This window comes from Chenggangzhangella methanolivorans (genome assembly GCF_042648545.1).
In the GTDB taxonomy this organism is placed as follows: Bacteria; Pseudomonadota; Alphaproteobacteria; order Rhizobiales; family Methylopilaceae; genus Methylopila; species Methylopila methanolivorans.
Window position 1 is genome coordinate 933,661 of record NZ_JBHRXS010000006.1, and the last position, 15,462, is coordinate 949,122.

Sequence of the window (15,462 nt, forward strand, 5' to 3'; positions counted from 1 at the left end):
TGCGCGGACGCCCTGCGGTTGAGCTCTCGCGCACGCGGAGATTGACGCGGTTCGCCCGCGCGAGCACTCTCGGCTAAATAAGCCGGGGGGCGGACATGAAGATTTTGGCGGGTGCGCTTGCGCTTTGCTTCGTGACGTGCGCGGCCGACGTCGCCGTCGCCGATACGTACAAGTACGTCTTCACCAAAAGCAGCAAAGCGAAAGATTTCAAGACGATCCGGACCAAGTGGGTGGTCCGGGCTCGGGCCTACAGGCCGTTGTCGAGCCCGACGGGATATTCGGCGACGCTGTTGAGAAACAAGAAGTTTTCCAACGTGTCGGTCGCGACCATGATCGTGTCGGATCCGTACCACTATGAAGGCGGTCCGATCCTGCGCGTGAAACGTTCAGGAGACGCGATTTCCGGCTATGGCGGCCTGGTGCTCGGAAACAACGGCATCTTTTCCGTCTACATCAATCGATACGACAGATACTCGCTCGATACGATCGGCGGGAGACTGACGAACCTCTGTTTTGCGTATTTCACGGCCGACAAGGCCAGGACGATCGAGTTCGTCGCCGAGAAGAAGTCGCTGAAGCTGTATTACGACGGCAAGATGGTGTGTTCGACTGAGGACAGCACCTACACGAGCGGCGACGCCGGGCTCATGACGACGACGACGCCGACCGTCGACGACCCGAAGGTGGCGGACTTCAGCCGGGTGAGCTTCAGCGACTGAACGGCCGGGGGGATCGGCGTCGACAGGCAAGCCTTCGCGAGGTCGGAGCGCGCTCAGGCCTTGCCGAGCTTCACCGCCATGGCGAGCAGCGCGCGGTCCTGGAACACGACGGTCTTTTCCTTCGCGCTCAGCCAGCCGATCGCCTCGCCGAGCGTCTCGGCCTCGCTGAGCTTGGCCGCGGCCATCACGCGGTCGGGCTCGATCTGGCCGCGCGGACGAGGCGGGGCGGCCGGCAGCATCTTCTCGTGGGCGCGGTAGAGGTCGGGGTCGCGCGCGATCGCCTCCAGGCCGTCGCCCTCGTCGACGCCGAGCGCGGCGAGCCGCCGCCCGTTCTCGCGCGCCGAGACCGCGATCGCGGGTGGTTCGGTCTCTTCCGGGATCATCATGAGGCCGAGGCGCTTCAGGAAAAGGCCGGAGGCGAGGTGGCCCGAGAGCCAGGAGAGCGGGATCGCGAGCAGGAGTCCGGCGATCGTCGGCGACATCCAGCCGGCGAGCGAGGGCGCGATCATGAGCGCCGAGACGAGCGTCACCGCTCCGAGCGCGGTGTGCCACTGGTGGCGGCGGCGGATGTCGCTGAACGGGATCGAGCCGTCGTCGCGCCGCTGCGGGTTCCAGCCGGTGGCCTTGCCCGCGAGGATCTGGAACACCGAGCCGGACTGCACCAGCATCATGATCGGCGCGAACAGCGACGACAGGATGATTTCGAGGAAGGCCGAGACGAGGATCCGGAACGCGCCCCCGCTGCCGCGCCGCGAGCGGCCGTTCAGGATGTGGACGATCAGTCCGAAGATCTTCGGCGCGATGAGGATCGCCATGGTGATCCCGAACAGCGCGAGCGCGCGTTCGGCGTCGAAGCGCGGCCAGGCCGGGAAGAGCGAGAACTCGTCGGTGAAATATTCCGGCCGGATGAAGCGGGCCTGCAGCGCGAGCGCGATGCCGCAGAGCAGCATGAACATCCACAGCGGCGAGGCGAGATAGGAGAAGATGCCATTGAGGAAATGCTGGCGGCTCAGCGGATAGAGCCCCTTGGTTCCAAGCAGCGCCGTGTGCTGCAGGTTGCCCTGGCACCAGCGGCGGTCGCGCTGGCTGAGGTCGATCAGCGACGGGGGGCTTTCTTCGTAGGAGCCCTCGATCCGCGGCAGCATGTAGACCGCCCAGCCCTTGCGGCGCACGAGCGCGGCCTCGACGAAGTCGTGGGACATGATGAGGCCGCCGAAGGGCGGGCGGCCCTTGAGGTCCGGCAGGCCCGCGCCTTCCGCGAAGGCCTGCATGCGGATGATGGCGTTGTGGCCCCAATAGTTGCCGTCGCGCCCGTACCAGACCGCGATGCCGGCTGCGATGACGGGGCCGTAGACGCGGCTCGCGAACTGCTGCACGCGGGCGAACAGCGTGTTGCGGTTGATGATCAGCGGCAGCGTCTGGATGATGCCGGCGTCCGGGTCGGCCTCCATCGCGGCGGCGAGCGCCACGACGGCGTGGCCGGTCATCAGGCTGTCGGCGTCGAAGATGACCATGTGGTCGTAGGCGCCGCCCCAGCGGGTGACGAAATCCTCGATGTTGCCGGCCTTGCGGCGGTGGTTTTTGGCGCGGTGGCGGTAATAGACCCGCGCGTCGGGCCCGAGCGCCTCGCGCAGCGCCACGAAGGCGCGCTCCTCGGCGATCCAGACGTCCGGATCGGTGGTGTCGGAGACGAGGAAACAGTCGAAGTGCTCGCCGAAGCCGAGCGCCTGGATCTCGTCATAGATCGCCTGGATGCCGCCGAACACGCGGCTCGGCTGCTCGTTGTAGATCGGCATCACGAGCGCGTTGCGCGACGAGAGCCTCTCGGGCGGGGCCGGCGTCTCGATCGCGGGGCGGCCGAGAAGCGCGAAGAAGCCCACGATCGAGCTCGCGAAGGCGAGCGCGATCCAGGAGAAGTTGATCAGGAACAGGCCGAGCAGCGCCCATTCCAGCACCGTGACGCCGCCGACCTCGACGACGCCGTACATCTCGCGCCCGCCGAGCGCGATCGCGACGGCGAGCCCGGAAAACACGAAGATCCGGCTGAGCCAGGGGGTCTTCCAGAGCTTCGGCGCCTCGAGCGGGCGCACGTGCTTCTTCGACCAGCGCGACAGCGGCTGCGCCGGCATGGCGAGCGGCGTCTCCGGCGGCATTGCGGGGCGCTCGTTCACAGGCGTCGGATCGGTCACTCGGTCCACCGGTAGAGCCAGGTCTCGCCGATGCGGCCGGCGTCGCTTTCAAGAACGAGGCGGAGCTCGCAAAGATCCTCGTTGGCCGGATCGAGCGTGAAGGCGACGCGGTAGCCCTTGAGCTCCGGATTCGCGAGGCCGACCACGTCCCGGATCCCGCCGGCCGAGGTCGAGACGTTGGGACGGATCGACGCCGCGCGGGCCGGGTCGGCGACCGCGTCCCCGGCGAAGTCGACCACGAAGCGACGACGGCGGTCTCCGGCCGAACCGGACGAGGTGCTCACCACCGAAGCGCCGCCGGCCCGGTCTGGCGGCGACCAGCACCAGTGCATCCGATAGGCCATCGAGAACGGCTGGCCCGGCTCGATCGCGCGCTTGGGGCGCCAATAGGCCACCACGTTCTCGTTGATGTCGGTGTCGGTCGGAATCTCGAGCAACTGGAACTGGCCCTCGCCCCAGTCGCCGATCGGCTGGATCCAGACGCTCGGCATGCGATCGTAGCGGCGGCCGAGATCGTTGTAGGGCTGGAAGCCGCGCTGGCGCTGCAGCAGCCCGAACCCCTTCGGATTGACGTCCCCGAACACGCTGATCTGGAGATCGCTCGGGTTCGACAGCGGCCGCCACACCCATTCGTCGTTGCCGGTCCACATCTGCAGGCCGTCGGCCCGGTGCACCTGCCCGCGGACGTCGTCGACCCCCACGCGGTCGTTCGGGCCGAACAGGAACATCGACGTCATGGGTCCGACGCCGACATGCCTCAGCGGTTCGCGGGCGAACAGCGTCAGCTCGACGTCCACCACCGTGATCTCGCCCGGGCGGACGGTGAAGCGGTAGGCGCCGGCGACGCGTCGGCTGTCGAGCAACGCATGGACGACGATCGCGTTGGCGCCGGCGTTCGGGCGCTCGATCCAGAACGTGCGGAACAGCGGAAACTCTTCGCCGTTCGCTTCGCCGACGTCGAGCGCGAGGCCGCGCGCCGAGGCGCCGAAGATCTGGCCGCGGGCGATGGCGCGGAAGATCGTCGCGCCCTGGAAGGTCAGGAAGTCACGGAGCTCGTCGGGCCGGTCGAGCGCCGTGCGGCCGGTGAAGCCCGACAGCGGGAACGGACGGTCGGCCGGAGGCTTGGGCGCGCGGCCGAAGTCGAACCAGTCCTGGGACTCCGGAAGCATCTTCACGCGGCCGTCCTCGACCTGCGCGATCCGCACCGGCGAGCGGTAGATGAAGCCGCCCGGAAGCACGTCGAGCGCGAAGCCGCGGTTCTCGCCGTTCCAGACGGCGCGCTCGGGCTTCATGCGGATCGAGCGGAAGACGTCCTGCGGCAGCTCCGCGAAGCCGTTCGGCAGAAAACCCTTCGGCGCTTCGTAGCCGCGGCCGGCGAGCGAGCGCGCGGTCTCGAGCAGCGCGTCGGTCGAGAACGGCGTTCCGTCGGCGTGGATGTCGGGCGGCGGGGGCGGCGGGGTCTGAGCCTGAGGCTGCGGCGCCTGGGCGCGCGCCGTCCCGCTCGCGAGCGCGGTCGCCGCGACGGCGCCGGAGACGAACTCTCTGCGGTTCATGAGCCCTGCGGCCGCCGGACGAAACCGGCGTGGTCCCGGAGGAGGGCGCAGGGACGATGTCGCGGCGAATGCGGCAAAATCATAGGTCCGGAGCAGCGAACGGAGGGCGTGCGACGCAAGGCCTGTCAGGGCCGTCCGATCGGGTCGCCCGCATATCCCGTGGTATCGCAGGCGAGGCCGGCGTCCGCAAGGGTCGTGCAGGCCCGGTCGGCGTCTGCGCGGCTCGCGAAGGGCCCGGCCACGAGGCTGACGAGCCCGGTGCCGCCGCCCGTGCGCTGGATCCGCGGCGACAGTTTGCCGAGCTGCTGGGGATAGCGCGAAGCAAGCGACGACCATCGGCGGCGGATCTCGTCGGTCGTGCCGTCGTGGCCGATCAGGACGCCGATCGGACCGCCGGCGTCGGCGGGATCGACCACCACATAAGGAACGGTGCCGGGCGTGGTCGCCGCCGCGGACTGCTGCGGCCGGGCGATGGAGCCCGTGGTCTCCGGCGCGCCGGCCGCGCGCGAGGCGAGCCGGAATTGGCCGAAGCTGCGCTCGAGCGATGCGAGGCGGCCGGCGAGCTCGTCGCGTTCGGTCGAGAGCTTGGCGACCTCGCTCTGCAACGAACGGTCGTCGGAGGCGACGAGGCGCTCCTGACGGTCCTGTCCGGAGGAACGCATCACGGTCGCCGCGGCGCCGACGAGCGCGACCGCCATCAGCGCGCCCCAGACGATCGCGGGCGCCGCAGGCTGGAGATTGTAGGTCTCGACCTCCTCGTCATAAGGACTGCGGTTCACGCGGCTCTCCAAAAACCCTCTATTGCGAGGACGATAGCTGAGTCGCGGCGGCCGCGCGCGGCCGTCCCTCCTTCGTCGAGCCGGATGGCGGTTGCGGCCGGAGGCGCGACGCGCCACTGTCGCGCCGCCTCGTCGGCCCTGTCCTGTCCCCGCGGCTTCCCGCGCCGCCTCGTTCGAGCCCCTGCGATGTCCGATCCCGCCGCGTCCCGCAGTTGCCTCACCGTCGTGCTCGCCGCGGGCGAGGGCACGCGCATGCGCTCGGCCCTGCCGAAGGTGTTGCACCGCGCGGCGGGCCGTACGCTGCTCGGCCATGTCCTGGCCGCCGCGCGCGAGGCCGGCTCCTGTTCGCTCGCCGTGGTCGTCGGGCCCAACCGCGAGGATGTCGCGGCGGAGGCAGAGCGGCTCGCGCCCGGCGCGCCGGTGTTCGTGCAGGCCGAGCGGCTTGGGACCGCGCACGCCGTGCTCGCGGCCCGCGAGGCGATCGGATCGGACTACGACGACGTGCTGATCGTCTACGGCGACACGCCGCTGGTGCGGCCCGAGACGCTGAAGCGTCTGCGCGCGCCGCTCGCGCACGGCGCCTCGGTGGCGGTGCTCGGCTTCGAGGCGCAGGATCCGACCGGCTACGGCCGGCTGATTTCCGAAGGCGAAAGCCTCGTGGCGATTCGCGAGGAGAAGGACGCCAGCGAGGAAGAACGCGCCATCCGCCTCTCGAACGGCGGGCTGATGGCGGTCGCCGGCCGCCACGCGGTCGGGCTGCTCGAGAAGATCGGCAACCGCAACGCCAAGGGCGAGTTCTATCTGACCGACGTCGTGGAGGTCGCGGTCATGAGCGGGCTCGCGGTCGCGATCGAGCAGGCGGCGGAGGCCGAGGTGCAGGGGGTGAACACCCGCGCCCAGCTTTCGGTGGTCGAGGCCGAGTTCCAGCGCCGGCTGCGCGCCGCCGCGATGGAGAACGGCGCGACGCTGATCGCGCCAGAGACCGTGTTCTTCAGCCATGACACCAAGATCGGACGCGACGTCCTGATCGAGCCGAACGTCTTCTTCGGCGAGGGCGTGAGCGTGGCGGACGGCGCGGTGATCCACGCCTTCAGCCACCTTGAAGGCGCTCATGTCGGCGAGGGCGTCTCAGTCGGCCCCTTCGCGCGGCTGCGGCCGGGCACGCGGATGGCGGCGGGCTCCAAGATCGGCAATTTCTGCGAGGCCAAGAACGCCGAGATCGGCGAGGGGGCCAAGCTCAACCATCTCACTTATGTGGGCGACGCCACCGTCGGCCCGCGCGCCAATCTCGGGGCCGGCACCGTCACCTGCAATTACGACGGCGTTCTCAAGCACCGGACCACGATCGGAGCGGACGCGTTCGTGGGCGTCCATTCGGCGCTCGTCGCGCCGGTGAGCGTGGGCGAGGGCGCCTATGTCGGCACGGGCTCGGTCATCATCGAGAGCGTGCCCGACGGCGCGCTCGCCATCGCCCGCGCGCGGCAGGTGACGAAAGAGGGTCGCGGCGCGGAGCTCAAGGCGCGGCTGAAAGCCGAGAAGGGCGGGTGAGAGGGGCGCTCGAAGTCGAGCTTTCCTTTCAACTCCCGCTAAGCCTTCCCGTGCTATGAGCCTCCAGCGGGACCAACCGGAGAGCGCCAACGCATGTGCGGAATTGTCGGCATCCTGGCCAAGGACGCGGCCGCGCCGCAGCTCGTCGACGGGCTGAAGCGGCTCGAATATCGCGGCTATGACTCCGCCGGCGTCGCGACGCTCGAAGGCGGGCGCATCGTGCGCCGCCGCGCCGAGGGCAAGCTCCGCAATCTCGAGGCGCGGCTGAAGGGCGAGCCCCTTGCCGGCCACGCCGGCATCGGCCACACCCGCTGGGCCACGCACGGCGCGCCGACCGAGGCCAACGCGCACCCGCACGCCTCCGGCCCGGTCGCGGTCGTGCACAACGGTATCATCGAGAACTTTCGCGAACTGCGAGCCGAGCTCGAGGCCGAAGGCGCCGTTTTCGAAAGCCAGACCGACACCGAGGTCGTGGCGCATCTCGCAGCCCATGCGCTCAAGGGCGGCGCGAGCCCGCGCGAGGCGGTCGCCGCGACGCTGAAGCGCCTACGCGGCGCCTTCGCGCTCGCCTTCCTGTTCGAGGGCGAGGAGAACCTCCTCATCGGCGCGCGCCGCGGCTCGCCGCTCGCGATCGGCCATGGCGAGGGCGAGGTCTTCCTCGGCTCCGACGCCGTGGCGCTCGCCCCTTTCACCGACGCCGTGACCTATCTCGAGGACGGCGACTGGGCGGTTCTGACTCGCTCCTCGATCGAGATCCTGGACGAGGCGGGAGATAAGGCCGAGCGCGAGACGGTGCGCGCCTCGGTCGCTTCCGTCATCGTCGACAAGGGCTCCTACCGGCACTTCATGGCGAAAGAAATCGCCGAGCAGCCGGAGGTCGTGGGCCATACGCTCGCCCGCTATATCGACATGGCGGCCGGGCGCATCCGCCTGCCGCATGGGTCGGACTTCGACTTCTCGAAGCTCGACCGTCTCGCGATCTCGGCCTGCGGCACCGCCTATTACGCCGGCCTCGTCGCGCGCTACTGGTTCGAGAAGTTCGCGCGCCTGCCGGTCGACATCGATATCGCGTCGGAGTTCCGCTACCGCGAGCCGCCGCTCGTCCCCGGCTCGCTCGCGATCCTGATTTCGCAGTCGGGCGAGACCGCCGACACGCTCGCGACGTTGCGCCACTGCAAGGCGCAGGGCATGAAGATCGGCGCCGTGGTCAACGTGCCGACCTCGACGATCGCGCGCGAGGCCGACGTCGTGTTCCCGACGGTCGCGGGCGTCGAGGTGGGCGTGGCCTCCACCAAGGCCTTCACCTGCCAGCTCGCGACGCTCGCGGCCCTCGCCATCAAGGCCGGCCGCGACCGTAAGGTGCTGTCGGAGACCGACGAGGCCAAGCTCGTCTCGTCGCTGATCGAACTGCCGCGGCTGATGGTCGAGGCGCTCCACCTCGAAAGCGAGATCGAGCGGCTCGCGCCGGTCTTCGCAAAGGCCGACGACGTGCTTTATCTCGGCCGCGGCACCAGCTTCCCGATCGCGCTCGAGGGCGCGCTGAAGCTGAAGGAAATCTCCTACATCCACGCCGAGGGCTACGCCGCGGGCGAGCTCAAGCACGGGCCGATCGCGCTCGTCGACGAGAACGTGCCCGTCGTCGTGCTCGCGCCGTTCGATCCGCTGTTCGAGAAGACCGCCTCCAACATGCAGGAGGTCGCCGCGCGCGGCGGCAAGATCGTGCTGCTGACGGACGAGGAGGGCGCGGCGCACGCCGGCGAAACGCTCGCCACCATCGTCCTGCCCAAGGCCTTCGCCTTCGTGAGCCCGCTGCTCTACGCCGTTCCGATCCAGCTCCTCGCCTATCACACGGCGGTGTTCATGGGCACGGACGTCGACCAGCCGCGCAACCTCGCGAAATCGGTCACGGTGGAGTGACGGGAACGTCCGCCGAAGCCTCCTGACAGGACGCCTCCTCCAAAGGCCGCGCCCCTCCAAGAGCTCCGCCTTCAGGGGCGAGACCATGGACAAGACGCGCGGCGCCGGGGTGAAGACTGGCGACTTCGTCTATCTGCCCGACATGCCTCATTCGCTCTGGAACGGCGACGAGATCACCGTGCTGCCGGTGAACGGCGCGGGTCCGTTCATGCCCAAATACGTCAACCCGAATGGCGACCCGAGCGGCCAGTCAATGCAGCTTTCGCATCTCATTCGCAACTGCATCCGGGGCGATCAGTTGCGAATGAATTGCATAATTATTACAAATACTTAGTATTTGACATGGCGGCCGCCGGGAGATACTTGCCGCGGGCGGACGGGCCATGGCGCGGGCCGCTCCCCGACTCTGTTTCGAGGCCGCGCCCATGTCGCCTTTCGCGATCGCCCTGCTCGCCGTGGGCATGTCTGTCGACGCGTTGATCGCATCCGTCAGTCGGGGCGCGGCGATGGGGCGGCCGAGCTTCGCGGAGGCTGCGCGCACCGGCGTGGTGTTCGGCGTGGTCGAGGCGCTCACGCCGCTCATCGGCTGGGGCGCGGGCGTCGTCGCGAGCCAATATGTCCAGGCGGTCGACCATTGGGTCGCGTTCGCCCTGTTGGGCGCGGTGGGCGGCCGCATGTTCTTCCACGCGTTGAAGCGGAGCGGGGACGCCGCGCCCTCGGCGCCGTCGCAGTCCTTCGGCGTCCTGCTCGCGACGGCGGTCGGGACGAGCCTCGACGCCATGGCGGTGGGCGTCTCGCTCGCGTTCCTGCAGGCCAACATCGTGGTGATCGCGCTTTCGATCGGCCTCGCCACCGCGCTGATGTCGACCGGCGGCATGCTGGCCGGGCGTCTCATCGGCGCGCGCTTCGGGCGCTACGCCGAATTGGCCGGCGGCCTGATGCTGGTGGGACTGGGGGCCTCGATTCTGTTCGAGCACCTCAATGCGGCCTGAACGGACGTTCCGCGACACGCCGGCGGCCTATGGCCGGGCGACGCGCGCTCTTCATGCGGTCACAGCCGCGCTGGTGCTGTGGCAGTTCTCGATCGTGGCGCTCTACAAGATCTTCGGCGAATCTCCCGGGCTCAACGCGGTCGCGAGCTTCGGGCCGCACGGCTATGTCGGCCTCGTCATTCCGGCCTTCGCGCTTGCGCGCATCCTTTGGGCGCTCGGCAACGCCGGGCGTCGGCCGGCCCTTCGGCCCGGCGTCGCCGGCGCGCTTGCGGGCGCGGCGCACAAGACGATGTACGCGCTGATGCTGATCGTTCCGACGCTCGCGGTCGCGCGGGTCTGGGCGAAGGGCGAGGGCTGGACCATCGGCGGCGTCGAGATCTTCGCCGTGACCGGAACGACGGTCCCGTTCGTGGTCGCGCTCGCCGACGCGCTCCACGGACCGTTGTCGTGGGTCTTGCTCGCGATCGTCGGCGGCCACGCCGCTGCGGCGCTGGCGCATTCCCTCGTGTGGCGCGACGACCTTGCGGGCCGCATGTTCGGAACGCCCGCCGCGAGCGGGCGCTGAAAGGAGAGGGGTGCGTCAGGCCTTCGCCGGCTCTCCGCCCTTCTCCAGCATGATCCGGGAGCTCTTCTCGACGAAGTCGCGGATCGCGCCCGACATCATCGAGAGCATCATCGGCACGTCGATGTCTCCGCGCACGACCGCGTCCTCCACCTCGATCGCCACGTCGATCGACTGGCCCATGGCCGAGATCGTAAGCGACAGGCGATCTTCCGCCGTCCATGTCGAGGCGACAGTTCCTCCGCCCGGTATATGCTTCTCGAGCGCGGGGAGGCCGTTTTCGATGCGGCGCCGCGCCTCCGACTTGCCGAGGCTGTGAGGAACTTCGAACTGCATGGGCGTGGGCTCCCTGGGCCAACTGTGTAGCGACACATAACACGACGCCGCGCTGGCGGCGACGAGGTTCGGAGGCGTGAATGGACGCGGAGTTCTGGCGCGAGAAATGGCGGGAGGAGCGGCAGGGATGGCGGCAGGCGGCGCCCAATCCGCTGCTCGTCCGCAACCTGGACGCCCTGGATCTCGCAAAGGGCGCGCGGATCCTCGTCCCGCTCTGCGGCGACAGCGTCGACGTCGGCTGGCTGCTTTCGAGAGGTCATCGAGTCGTCGGCGTCGAACTGGTGGCTTCCGCGGTCGAGCGCCTGTTCGCCTCTGCGGGCGTCGCGCCCGAGCTGTCCGACATCGGCTCTCTCAGAAAATTTGCCGGCGAAGGACTTGAGGTTTTCGTCGGCGATCTCTTCGATCTCGACGCAGGGACGCTCGGGCCGGTCGAGGCTGTCTACGACCGCGCCGCGCTCGTCGCGCTGCCGCCTGAGACGCGCCGCGCCTACGCCGCTCATCTCGTCGCGATCACGGCTTGCGCGCCGCAGCTCGCCATCACTTTCGACTACGAGCAGAGCGCGATGGCGGGCCCGCCCTTCGCCGTGCCGGAACGGGAGGTGCGGGCGCTTTACGGCGGCGTTTACGCCGTCACGCCGCTTGAGAGCGTCGCCGTCGATGGCGGCCTGAAGGGCTTTTGTCCGGCGCTCGAGCAGGCGTGGCGGCTGACGCCTGCTGCGTGATCGAACCGTCGTTTCAGGCGTCTGCGCGCGCCGCGTTCCTGGCGTCGACGAGCCGTTTGATCCGCTCGGCCGTGTCTTCGGTCGCGGCGGCGTAGACGATCATTCCGAGGTCGCTGCGTCCCTCGACCGCGAAGGACGAGAAATCGAGCTCGAGCAGGCCGAGCTCCGGATGGCGCAGCCGCTTCGTGCCCTCGCCCTGGGCCACGATCGCGTTGTCGCGCCAGAGCGCTGCGAATTCGGGGCTGCTGTTCGTGAGTTCCTCGACGAGATCCGCGATCTCGCCTCCAACCCCTGCGCGCGCGGCGTCGGCGCGAAACGATCCCACGACGAAGCGCGCGACGCTCCGCCAATCCTCCTGCGCCGCCTTGACGCGAGAATCCCGGAAGACCAGCCGCAGGATGTTGCGCTCCCTGCGCGGCAGTTCGGCGTAATCGGTGAGGATCGCGGCCGCGGCCCTGTTCCACGCCACGACGTCCCAGGTCGCGGTCTTCACGATCGCGGGGCTGTAGGGCATCGCCTCGAGCAGCCGCTGCAGCCGCGGCGTCACGCCCTCGACCTTCCGGAACCGCGGCTCGGGCAGGTGCCCGAGGCCGAGCATGAAGAGATGCTCGCGCTCCGGCTCCGTCAGCATCATGCCGGCGGCGAGACGGTCGAGGACGTCGGCCGACGGCGCGCCGCCGCGGCCCTGCTCGAGCCACGTGTACCAGGTCGGGCTGATGTTCGCCCTCTGGGCGATCTCCTCGCGACGCAGCCCCGGCGTGCGGCGGCGGCCGGCCGGAAAGCCGAAGGCCGCGGGATCGAGCTTCGCGCGGCGGTCGCGGAGGAACGCGCCGAGCGCGCCGGAGCCTTCGAGCGGCATAGGCGATCCTGTCAGTGATTATACCAGGATAAGATCACTACTTTTACAGGATGGAGTTTGGGCCGATGTCTCGCCGCGGGCAACCACGGAGACATGTCCATGCGCATCTTTCTCACCGGCGCGACCGGCTTCATCGGGTCGCGCGTCACAAGCGAACTCCTGAAGGCCGGCCACGAGGTTCTGGGGCTCACCCGGTCGGACGCTGGGGCGAGAACGCTCGAAGCCGCCGGCGCAAGCGTCCATCGCGGAGAACTGACCGATCTCGACGGCCTGACCCGCGGCGCGGCCGCAGCCGACGCCGTCATCCACCTCGCCTTCGACCATGATTTCTCGAACTTCGCGGCCAACTGCGAGAAGGACGCCCGCGCCGTCGGCGCGCTGTCGTCGGGGCTCAAGGGGTCGGACCGGCCTCTCGTCGTGACCTCGGGAGTGGGCATGGGTTCTGACGGCTCGGGGCGGCCGGCGACCGAGGACGTGTTCGACGCCGCCAATCCGCATCCCCGGGCGGCCAGCGAACGGGCGTGCGAGGCCGCGCTTCAGGCGGGCGCGAACGTTTCCGTCGTGCGGCTCCCTCAGGTCCACGACACGCGCAGGCAGGGACTGATCACGCCTTATGTGGAGCTGTCGCGCGACAAGGGCCTAACCGCCTATGTGGGCGAGGGCGGCAATCGCTGGTCGGCCGCCCATGTCGACGACGTCGCCCGCCTTTATGTGCTCGCGGTCGAGCGCGCGGGGCCGGGCGTCCGCCACAACGCCGTCGACGAGGAGGGCGTGCCGATGCGCGACATCGCCGAAGTCGTGGCCGAAGGGCTCGGCGTTCCCGCGATCTCGCTGTCGGCGGAAGACGCCGGGGCGCATTTCGGCTGGCTCTCGATTTTCGCCGGCCTCGACATGAGCGCCACAAGCGCGATCACGCGCGCAAGGCTCGGCTGGAGCCCGACGGGCCCCGGCCTGATCTCGGACCTCCGGAGGATGGATTATTCGCGCCCGCTCGCCGCGTGAGCTCCCGGGTTCAGTCGAACCGGGAGACCGAGAACGGGCCGAGCGGCTTCCAGTCTCCGCCCGCGACCGCCGTGGCGACGGCCTCCCCGATGCCGGCGGAGTGCTTGAAGCCGTGGCCCGAGCAGGCGGAGATGGCGACCACTCGGTCCATGCGCGGGTGGCGGTCGATGATGAAGCCGTTGTCGGGCGTCACCGTGTAGAGGCAGGCCGCGGCCTTGGCGACGCGCGCCGAGGCCGCGGCGAGGCGCCCGTCGACATGCGTTCGATGCATCCAGGCGGATTCTTCGGCCGAGACGTCGCGCGACATCGCGTCGGGCGTGGTGGCGGCGGCGTATTGCTCGGTCGCGACCTTGATCCGCGGATCGCCGGGCAGGGGAGGGAAACCGTAGAGATAGTCGACGTCGGTCGGGCCGTGCATCCAGATGAAGACCGGCGCGTCCGGGCCGTAGGGCGCCATGTCGTCAAGCTCGAACCAGTGCAGCACCTGGCGGTTGACCGTCAGGAGACGGTCGAACGGCGCGCCGAGAAGTTCGCTCGCCCATCCGCCGGCGGAGACGATCGCCTGGCCGGCGACGATCCGTCCGCCGGCGGTCTCGACGACGACCTGATCGCCGTCCTGCGCGATCGAGAGAACCTCGACGCCGGTCCGGATTTCGGCGCCCAGCTCCGCGGCGCGCGACAGCTGCGCCTCGATGCACCGCTCGGGAAACACATAGCCGCCGCCGGGCTCGTAATAGACCTTCTCGTCGCCCGCCAGATTGGCGAACTGCGGAAACCGCCGGGCGGCCTCCGCTCCGGTCATGATCTCGTGCGGGATGGCGTAGTCGACCGCGACCTCGCTCGAACGCGCCACGAAATCGGGCTTGCCGTGGTGCGAGCTTTCGCCCGAGCCCGGCGCGATGACGATCGCGCCGCAGGCCTCGAACAGTTTCTGGCCTGTCTCGGCCTCGAGCTCGCGCCAGATCCGATGCGAGGCGGTGACGAGCGGCACATAGGCCGCGCCTTCGCCGACAGCCTGACGGGTGATGCGGGTTTCGCCGTGACTGGAGCCGACGGCGTGAGGCGGCGCGAAGCGATCGAGCCCCAGCACTTTCAGGCCGCGTTTGGCGAGCTGATAGGCGCAGGCCGCGCCCATGGCGCCCAATCCGACGACGACGACGTCCGCATCCCGGGTCATGACGGCTCTGCCCTTTCTGGAGCGCTCTGGAATATGCGTTACGCATACGATCCGCAAAATCGGCGGTATCTATAAAAGAAAGTTATTCTCAAGCGGCGCTGCGTCGCCGCTGGCGGGACCGCGGACAGAATCTGTGAACGCCGGGCAGACCGCCCTAGCGGCTTGTCATGCGACTCGGGCAGCATCGCGTCGTCCAGAGTAAGGGAGCGTCGCCATGGCGGAAGCTGCACTGAACATTCACGCCGACGAACTGGAAGCCGCCACCGACGAGGCGATCGCCGCCTTCGACGGCGACGTGCGAGCCGCCGTCACGGCGCTGCTGGCCGCCAACGCCGAACTCGAGGCGCAGGTCACGCGGCTCTCATCGCGCGTGTCGACGGGCTACGCCCGCGGGCGCACGATCGGGCGCTGACCCGCGTCCGCTGTCAGCCTCGACCGCCGGTTTCTGTCCTGCGCGCCGCCGCGAGGATGACGCGGGACAGTTCCTCCCGCGCATCCTCCGCGTCCGCGTCGCCGGCGGCGGCGGCGTGCGAGAGCGCGTCGGCTGCGCCGAGCGCGCCGATGAGAGCGATGCGCGAGATCCCGGCTTCCACGAACGGCGCGAGCGCCGCTTCGCACTGATCGAGGAACGCGGCGTCGCACTGGCGCCTCACCGCGCCGAGTTCAGCCGATCCCTCGAGCGCGGCCGCGACGCCGAACAGCTCGCGGCCCTGCTTCAGCACGCAGTCCACATAGGCGTCGGCGATCACGCGCGCCTTGTCCTCGAGCGTGTCGGGACTGGCTGACAGCGCCGCCGCCATGGCCGCGCCCACGCGCTCGTCATAGTCGCGATAAAGCTCCGCCAGCAGGCCGTTGCGCGTGCCGAAATGGTCGTAGACGACAGGCTTGGCGACCTCGGCCTGCTCGGCGAGGCGGCCAAGCGTCAGCGCGTCGGCGCCTTCCGCCTGCGCGATTCTCCACGAAACCTCGATGAGCTGCCGTCTCCGATCGTCCCGCGTGAGGCGGCGACGAGGGGCCTTGCGATCGACGGCGTCGGCTGTTGACATCGCTATATACCAAAAGTAACTTACGAAAAGTATATAACGATCGATCCCTGACGCCAAGCCT

Annotated in this window: 16 protein-coding genes; 9 read left to right on the forward strand and 7 right to left on the reverse strand. The window is 69.3% G+C overall.

Translation table 11 applies throughout. The features are described from left to right. Positions 1–95: 95 nt before the first annotated feature. Positions 96–719, forward strand: coding sequence for a hypothetical protein (locus ACFOWB_RS15950; RefSeq protein WP_378148229.1), 624 nt, complete (start codon positions 96–98; stop codon positions 717–719). 53 nt (positions 720–772) lie between these two features. On the opposite strand, the gene mdoH is transcribed toward ACFOWB_RS15950, so the two are convergent. The 3 genes from mdoH to ACFOWB_RS15965 all read right to left on the reverse strand — a co-directional run bounded on the left by mdoH (position 773) and on the right by ACFOWB_RS15965 (position 5,240). Beyond that, positions 773–2,929, reverse strand: a complete 2,157-nt coding sequence (gene mdoH, locus ACFOWB_RS15955) for a glucans biosynthesis glucosyltransferase MdoH (protein ID WP_378148818.1) — start codon at positions 2,927–2,929, stop codon at positions 773–775. Further along, positions 2,905–4,461: a glucan biosynthesis protein gene (locus ACFOWB_RS15960; protein WP_261403156.1), complete on the reverse strand. Its 1,557-nt coding sequence runs from the start codon at positions 4,459–4,461 to the stop codon at positions 2,905–2,907. Before ACFOWB_RS15960 ends, mdoH begins: the two co-directional genes overlap by 25 nt. Positions 4,462–4,586: 125 nt before the next feature. Continuing rightward, the gene (locus ACFOWB_RS15965; RefSeq protein ID WP_261403157.1) at positions 4,587–5,240 is read right to left on the reverse strand and encodes an SPOR domain-containing protein; all 654 of its coding nucleotides are present in this window, start codon (positions 5,238–5,240) and stop codon (positions 4,587–4,589) included. 186 nt (positions 5,241–5,426) lie between these two features. Between ACFOWB_RS15965 and glmU the strand changes: the two genes are divergently transcribed. The 5 genes from glmU (at position 5,427) to ACFOWB_RS15990 (ending at position 10,262) form a co-directional block, all read left to right on the forward strand. Next, positions 5,427–6,788: a bifunctional UDP-N-acetylglucosamine diphosphorylase/glucosamine-1-phosphate N-acetyltransferase GlmU gene (gene glmU / locus ACFOWB_RS15970; RefSeq protein ID WP_378148232.1), complete on the forward strand. Its 1,362-nt coding sequence runs from the start codon at positions 5,427–5,429 to the stop codon at positions 6,786–6,788. 93 nt (positions 6,789–6,881) lie between these two features. Beyond that, complete coding sequence (gene glmS / locus ACFOWB_RS15975) at positions 6,882–8,705, forward strand: glutamine--fructose-6-phosphate transaminase (isomerizing) (RefSeq protein ID WP_261403158.1); 1,824 nt, start codon at positions 6,882–6,884, stop codon at positions 8,703–8,705. An 85-nt stretch (positions 8,706–8,790) separates the two neighbouring features. Then, a complete protein-coding gene (locus ACFOWB_RS15980; protein ID WP_261403159.1) occupies positions 8,791–9,039 on the forward strand; it encodes a hypothetical protein in 249 nt (82 codons plus the stop codon). A gap of 91 nt (positions 9,040–9,130) precedes the next feature. Beyond that, positions 9,131–9,697 carry a manganese efflux pump MntP gene (locus ACFOWB_RS15985; protein ID WP_261403160.1) on the forward strand — a complete coding sequence of 189 codons (567 nt, stop codon included), beginning with the start codon at positions 9,131–9,133 and terminating at the stop codon, positions 9,695–9,697. Continuing rightward, positions 9,687–10,262, forward strand: a complete 576-nt coding sequence (locus ACFOWB_RS15990) for a cytochrome b (protein WP_261403161.1) — start codon at positions 9,687–9,689, stop codon at positions 10,260–10,262. The genes ACFOWB_RS15985 and ACFOWB_RS15990 overlap by 11 nt, the downstream gene beginning before the upstream one ends. A 15-nt stretch (positions 10,263–10,277) precedes the next feature. Here ACFOWB_RS15990 and ACFOWB_RS15995 read toward each other — a convergent pair whose 3' ends face one another. Next, positions 10,278–10,595, reverse strand: coding sequence for a polyhydroxyalkanoic acid system family protein (locus ACFOWB_RS15995; protein WP_261403162.1), 318 nt, complete (start codon positions 10,593–10,595; stop codon positions 10,278–10,280). Between the two features lie 80 nt (positions 10,596–10,675). Between ACFOWB_RS15995 and ACFOWB_RS16000 the strand changes: the two genes are divergently transcribed. Beyond that, positions 10,676–11,317 (forward strand): thiopurine S-methyltransferase, encoded by a 642-nt coding sequence (locus ACFOWB_RS16000; RefSeq protein WP_261403163.1) that lies wholly within the window; start codon positions 10,676–10,678, stop codon positions 11,315–11,317. A 13-nt stretch (positions 11,318–11,330) separates the two neighbouring features. On the opposite strand, the gene ACFOWB_RS16005 is transcribed toward ACFOWB_RS16000, so the two are convergent. Beyond that, entirely contained in the window at positions 11,331–12,176 is an 846-nt protein-coding gene (locus ACFOWB_RS16005) for a helix-turn-helix transcriptional regulator (protein ID WP_261403164.1), read from the reverse strand. 99 nt (positions 12,177–12,275) lie between these two features. On the opposite strand from ACFOWB_RS16005, the gene ACFOWB_RS16010 reads away from it, so the two are divergent. Next, positions 12,276–13,178 (forward strand): SDR family oxidoreductase, encoded by a 903-nt coding sequence (locus ACFOWB_RS16010; protein ID WP_261403165.1) that lies wholly within the window; start codon positions 12,276–12,278, stop codon positions 13,176–13,178. Positions 13,179–13,188: 10 nt separating this feature from the next. Here the strand turns inward: ACFOWB_RS16010 and solA are convergent, their stop codons facing one another. Next, positions 13,189–14,355 (reverse strand): N-methyl-L-tryptophan oxidase, encoded by a 1,167-nt coding sequence (gene solA / locus ACFOWB_RS16015; RefSeq protein WP_378148237.1) that lies wholly within the window; start codon positions 14,353–14,355, stop codon positions 13,189–13,191. Between the two features lie 214 nt (positions 14,356–14,569). Between solA and ACFOWB_RS16020 the strand changes: the two genes are divergently transcribed. Further along, positions 14,570–14,767: a hypothetical protein gene (locus ACFOWB_RS16020; RefSeq protein WP_261403167.1), complete on the forward strand. Its 198-nt coding sequence runs from the start codon at positions 14,570–14,572 to the stop codon at positions 14,765–14,767. A gap of 13 nt (positions 14,768–14,780) precedes the next feature. Here the strand turns inward: ACFOWB_RS16020 and ACFOWB_RS16025 are convergent, their stop codons facing one another. Beyond that, entirely contained in the window at positions 14,781–15,401 is a 621-nt protein-coding gene (locus ACFOWB_RS16025; RefSeq protein ID WP_378148240.1) for a TetR/AcrR family transcriptional regulator, read from the reverse strand. Positions 15,402–15,462 lie beyond the last annotated feature (61 nt).

What these genes read in the sequence shown, in the direction of transcription:
- ACFOWB_RS16000 (WP_261403163.1), top strand. Translation starts at nt 10,676, where the DNA reads ATGGACGCGGAGTTCTGGCGCGAGAAATGGCGGGAGGAGCGGCAGGGA.
- ACFOWB_RS16020 (WP_261403167.1), top strand. Translation starts at nt 14,570, where the DNA reads ATGGCGGAAGCTGCACTGAACATTCACGCCGACGAACTGGAAGCCGCC.
- ACFOWB_RS15995 (WP_261403162.1), bottom strand. Translation starts at nt 10,595, where the DNA reads ATGCAGTTCGAAGTTCCTCACAGCCTCGGCAAGTCGGAGGCGCGGCGC.
- ACFOWB_RS15990 (WP_261403161.1), top strand. Translation starts at nt 9,687, where the DNA reads ATGCGGCCTGAACGGACGTTCCGCGACACGCCGGCGGCCTATGGCCGG.
- ACFOWB_RS16010 (WP_261403165.1), top strand. Translation starts at nt 12,276, where the DNA reads ATGCGCATCTTTCTCACCGGCGCGACCGGCTTCATCGGGTCGCGCGTC.
- solA (WP_378148237.1), bottom strand. Translation starts at nt 14,355, where the DNA reads ATGACCCGGGATGCGGACGTCGTCGTCGTCGGATTGGGCGCCATGGGC.
- ACFOWB_RS16005 (WP_261403164.1), bottom strand. Translation starts at nt 12,176, where the DNA reads ATGCCGCTCGAAGGCTCCGGCGCGCTCGGCGCGTTCCTCCGCGACCGC.
- glmU (WP_378148232.1), top strand. Translation starts at nt 5,427, where the DNA reads ATGTCCGATCCCGCCGCGTCCCGCAGTTGCCTCACCGTCGTGCTCGCC.
- ACFOWB_RS15960 (WP_261403156.1), bottom strand. Translation starts at nt 4,461, where the DNA reads ATGAACCGCAGAGAGTTCGTCTCCGGCGCCGTCGCGGCGACCGCGCTC.
- glmS (WP_261403158.1), top strand. Translation starts at nt 6,882, where the DNA reads ATGTGCGGAATTGTCGGCATCCTGGCCAAGGACGCGGCCGCGCCGCAG.
- ACFOWB_RS15985 (WP_261403160.1), top strand. Translation starts at nt 9,131, where the DNA reads ATGTCGCCTTTCGCGATCGCCCTGCTCGCCGTGGGCATGTCTGTCGAC.
- ACFOWB_RS16025 (WP_378148240.1), bottom strand. Translation starts at nt 15,401, where the DNA reads ATGTCAACAGCCGACGCCGTCGATCGCAAGGCCCCTCGTCGCCGCCTC.
- ACFOWB_RS15980 (WP_261403159.1), top strand. Translation starts at nt 8,791, where the DNA reads ATGGACAAGACGCGCGGCGCCGGGGTGAAGACTGGCGACTTCGTCTAT.
- ACFOWB_RS15950 (WP_378148229.1), top strand. Translation starts at nt 96, where the DNA reads ATGAAGATTTTGGCGGGTGCGCTTGCGCTTTGCTTCGTGACGTGCGCG.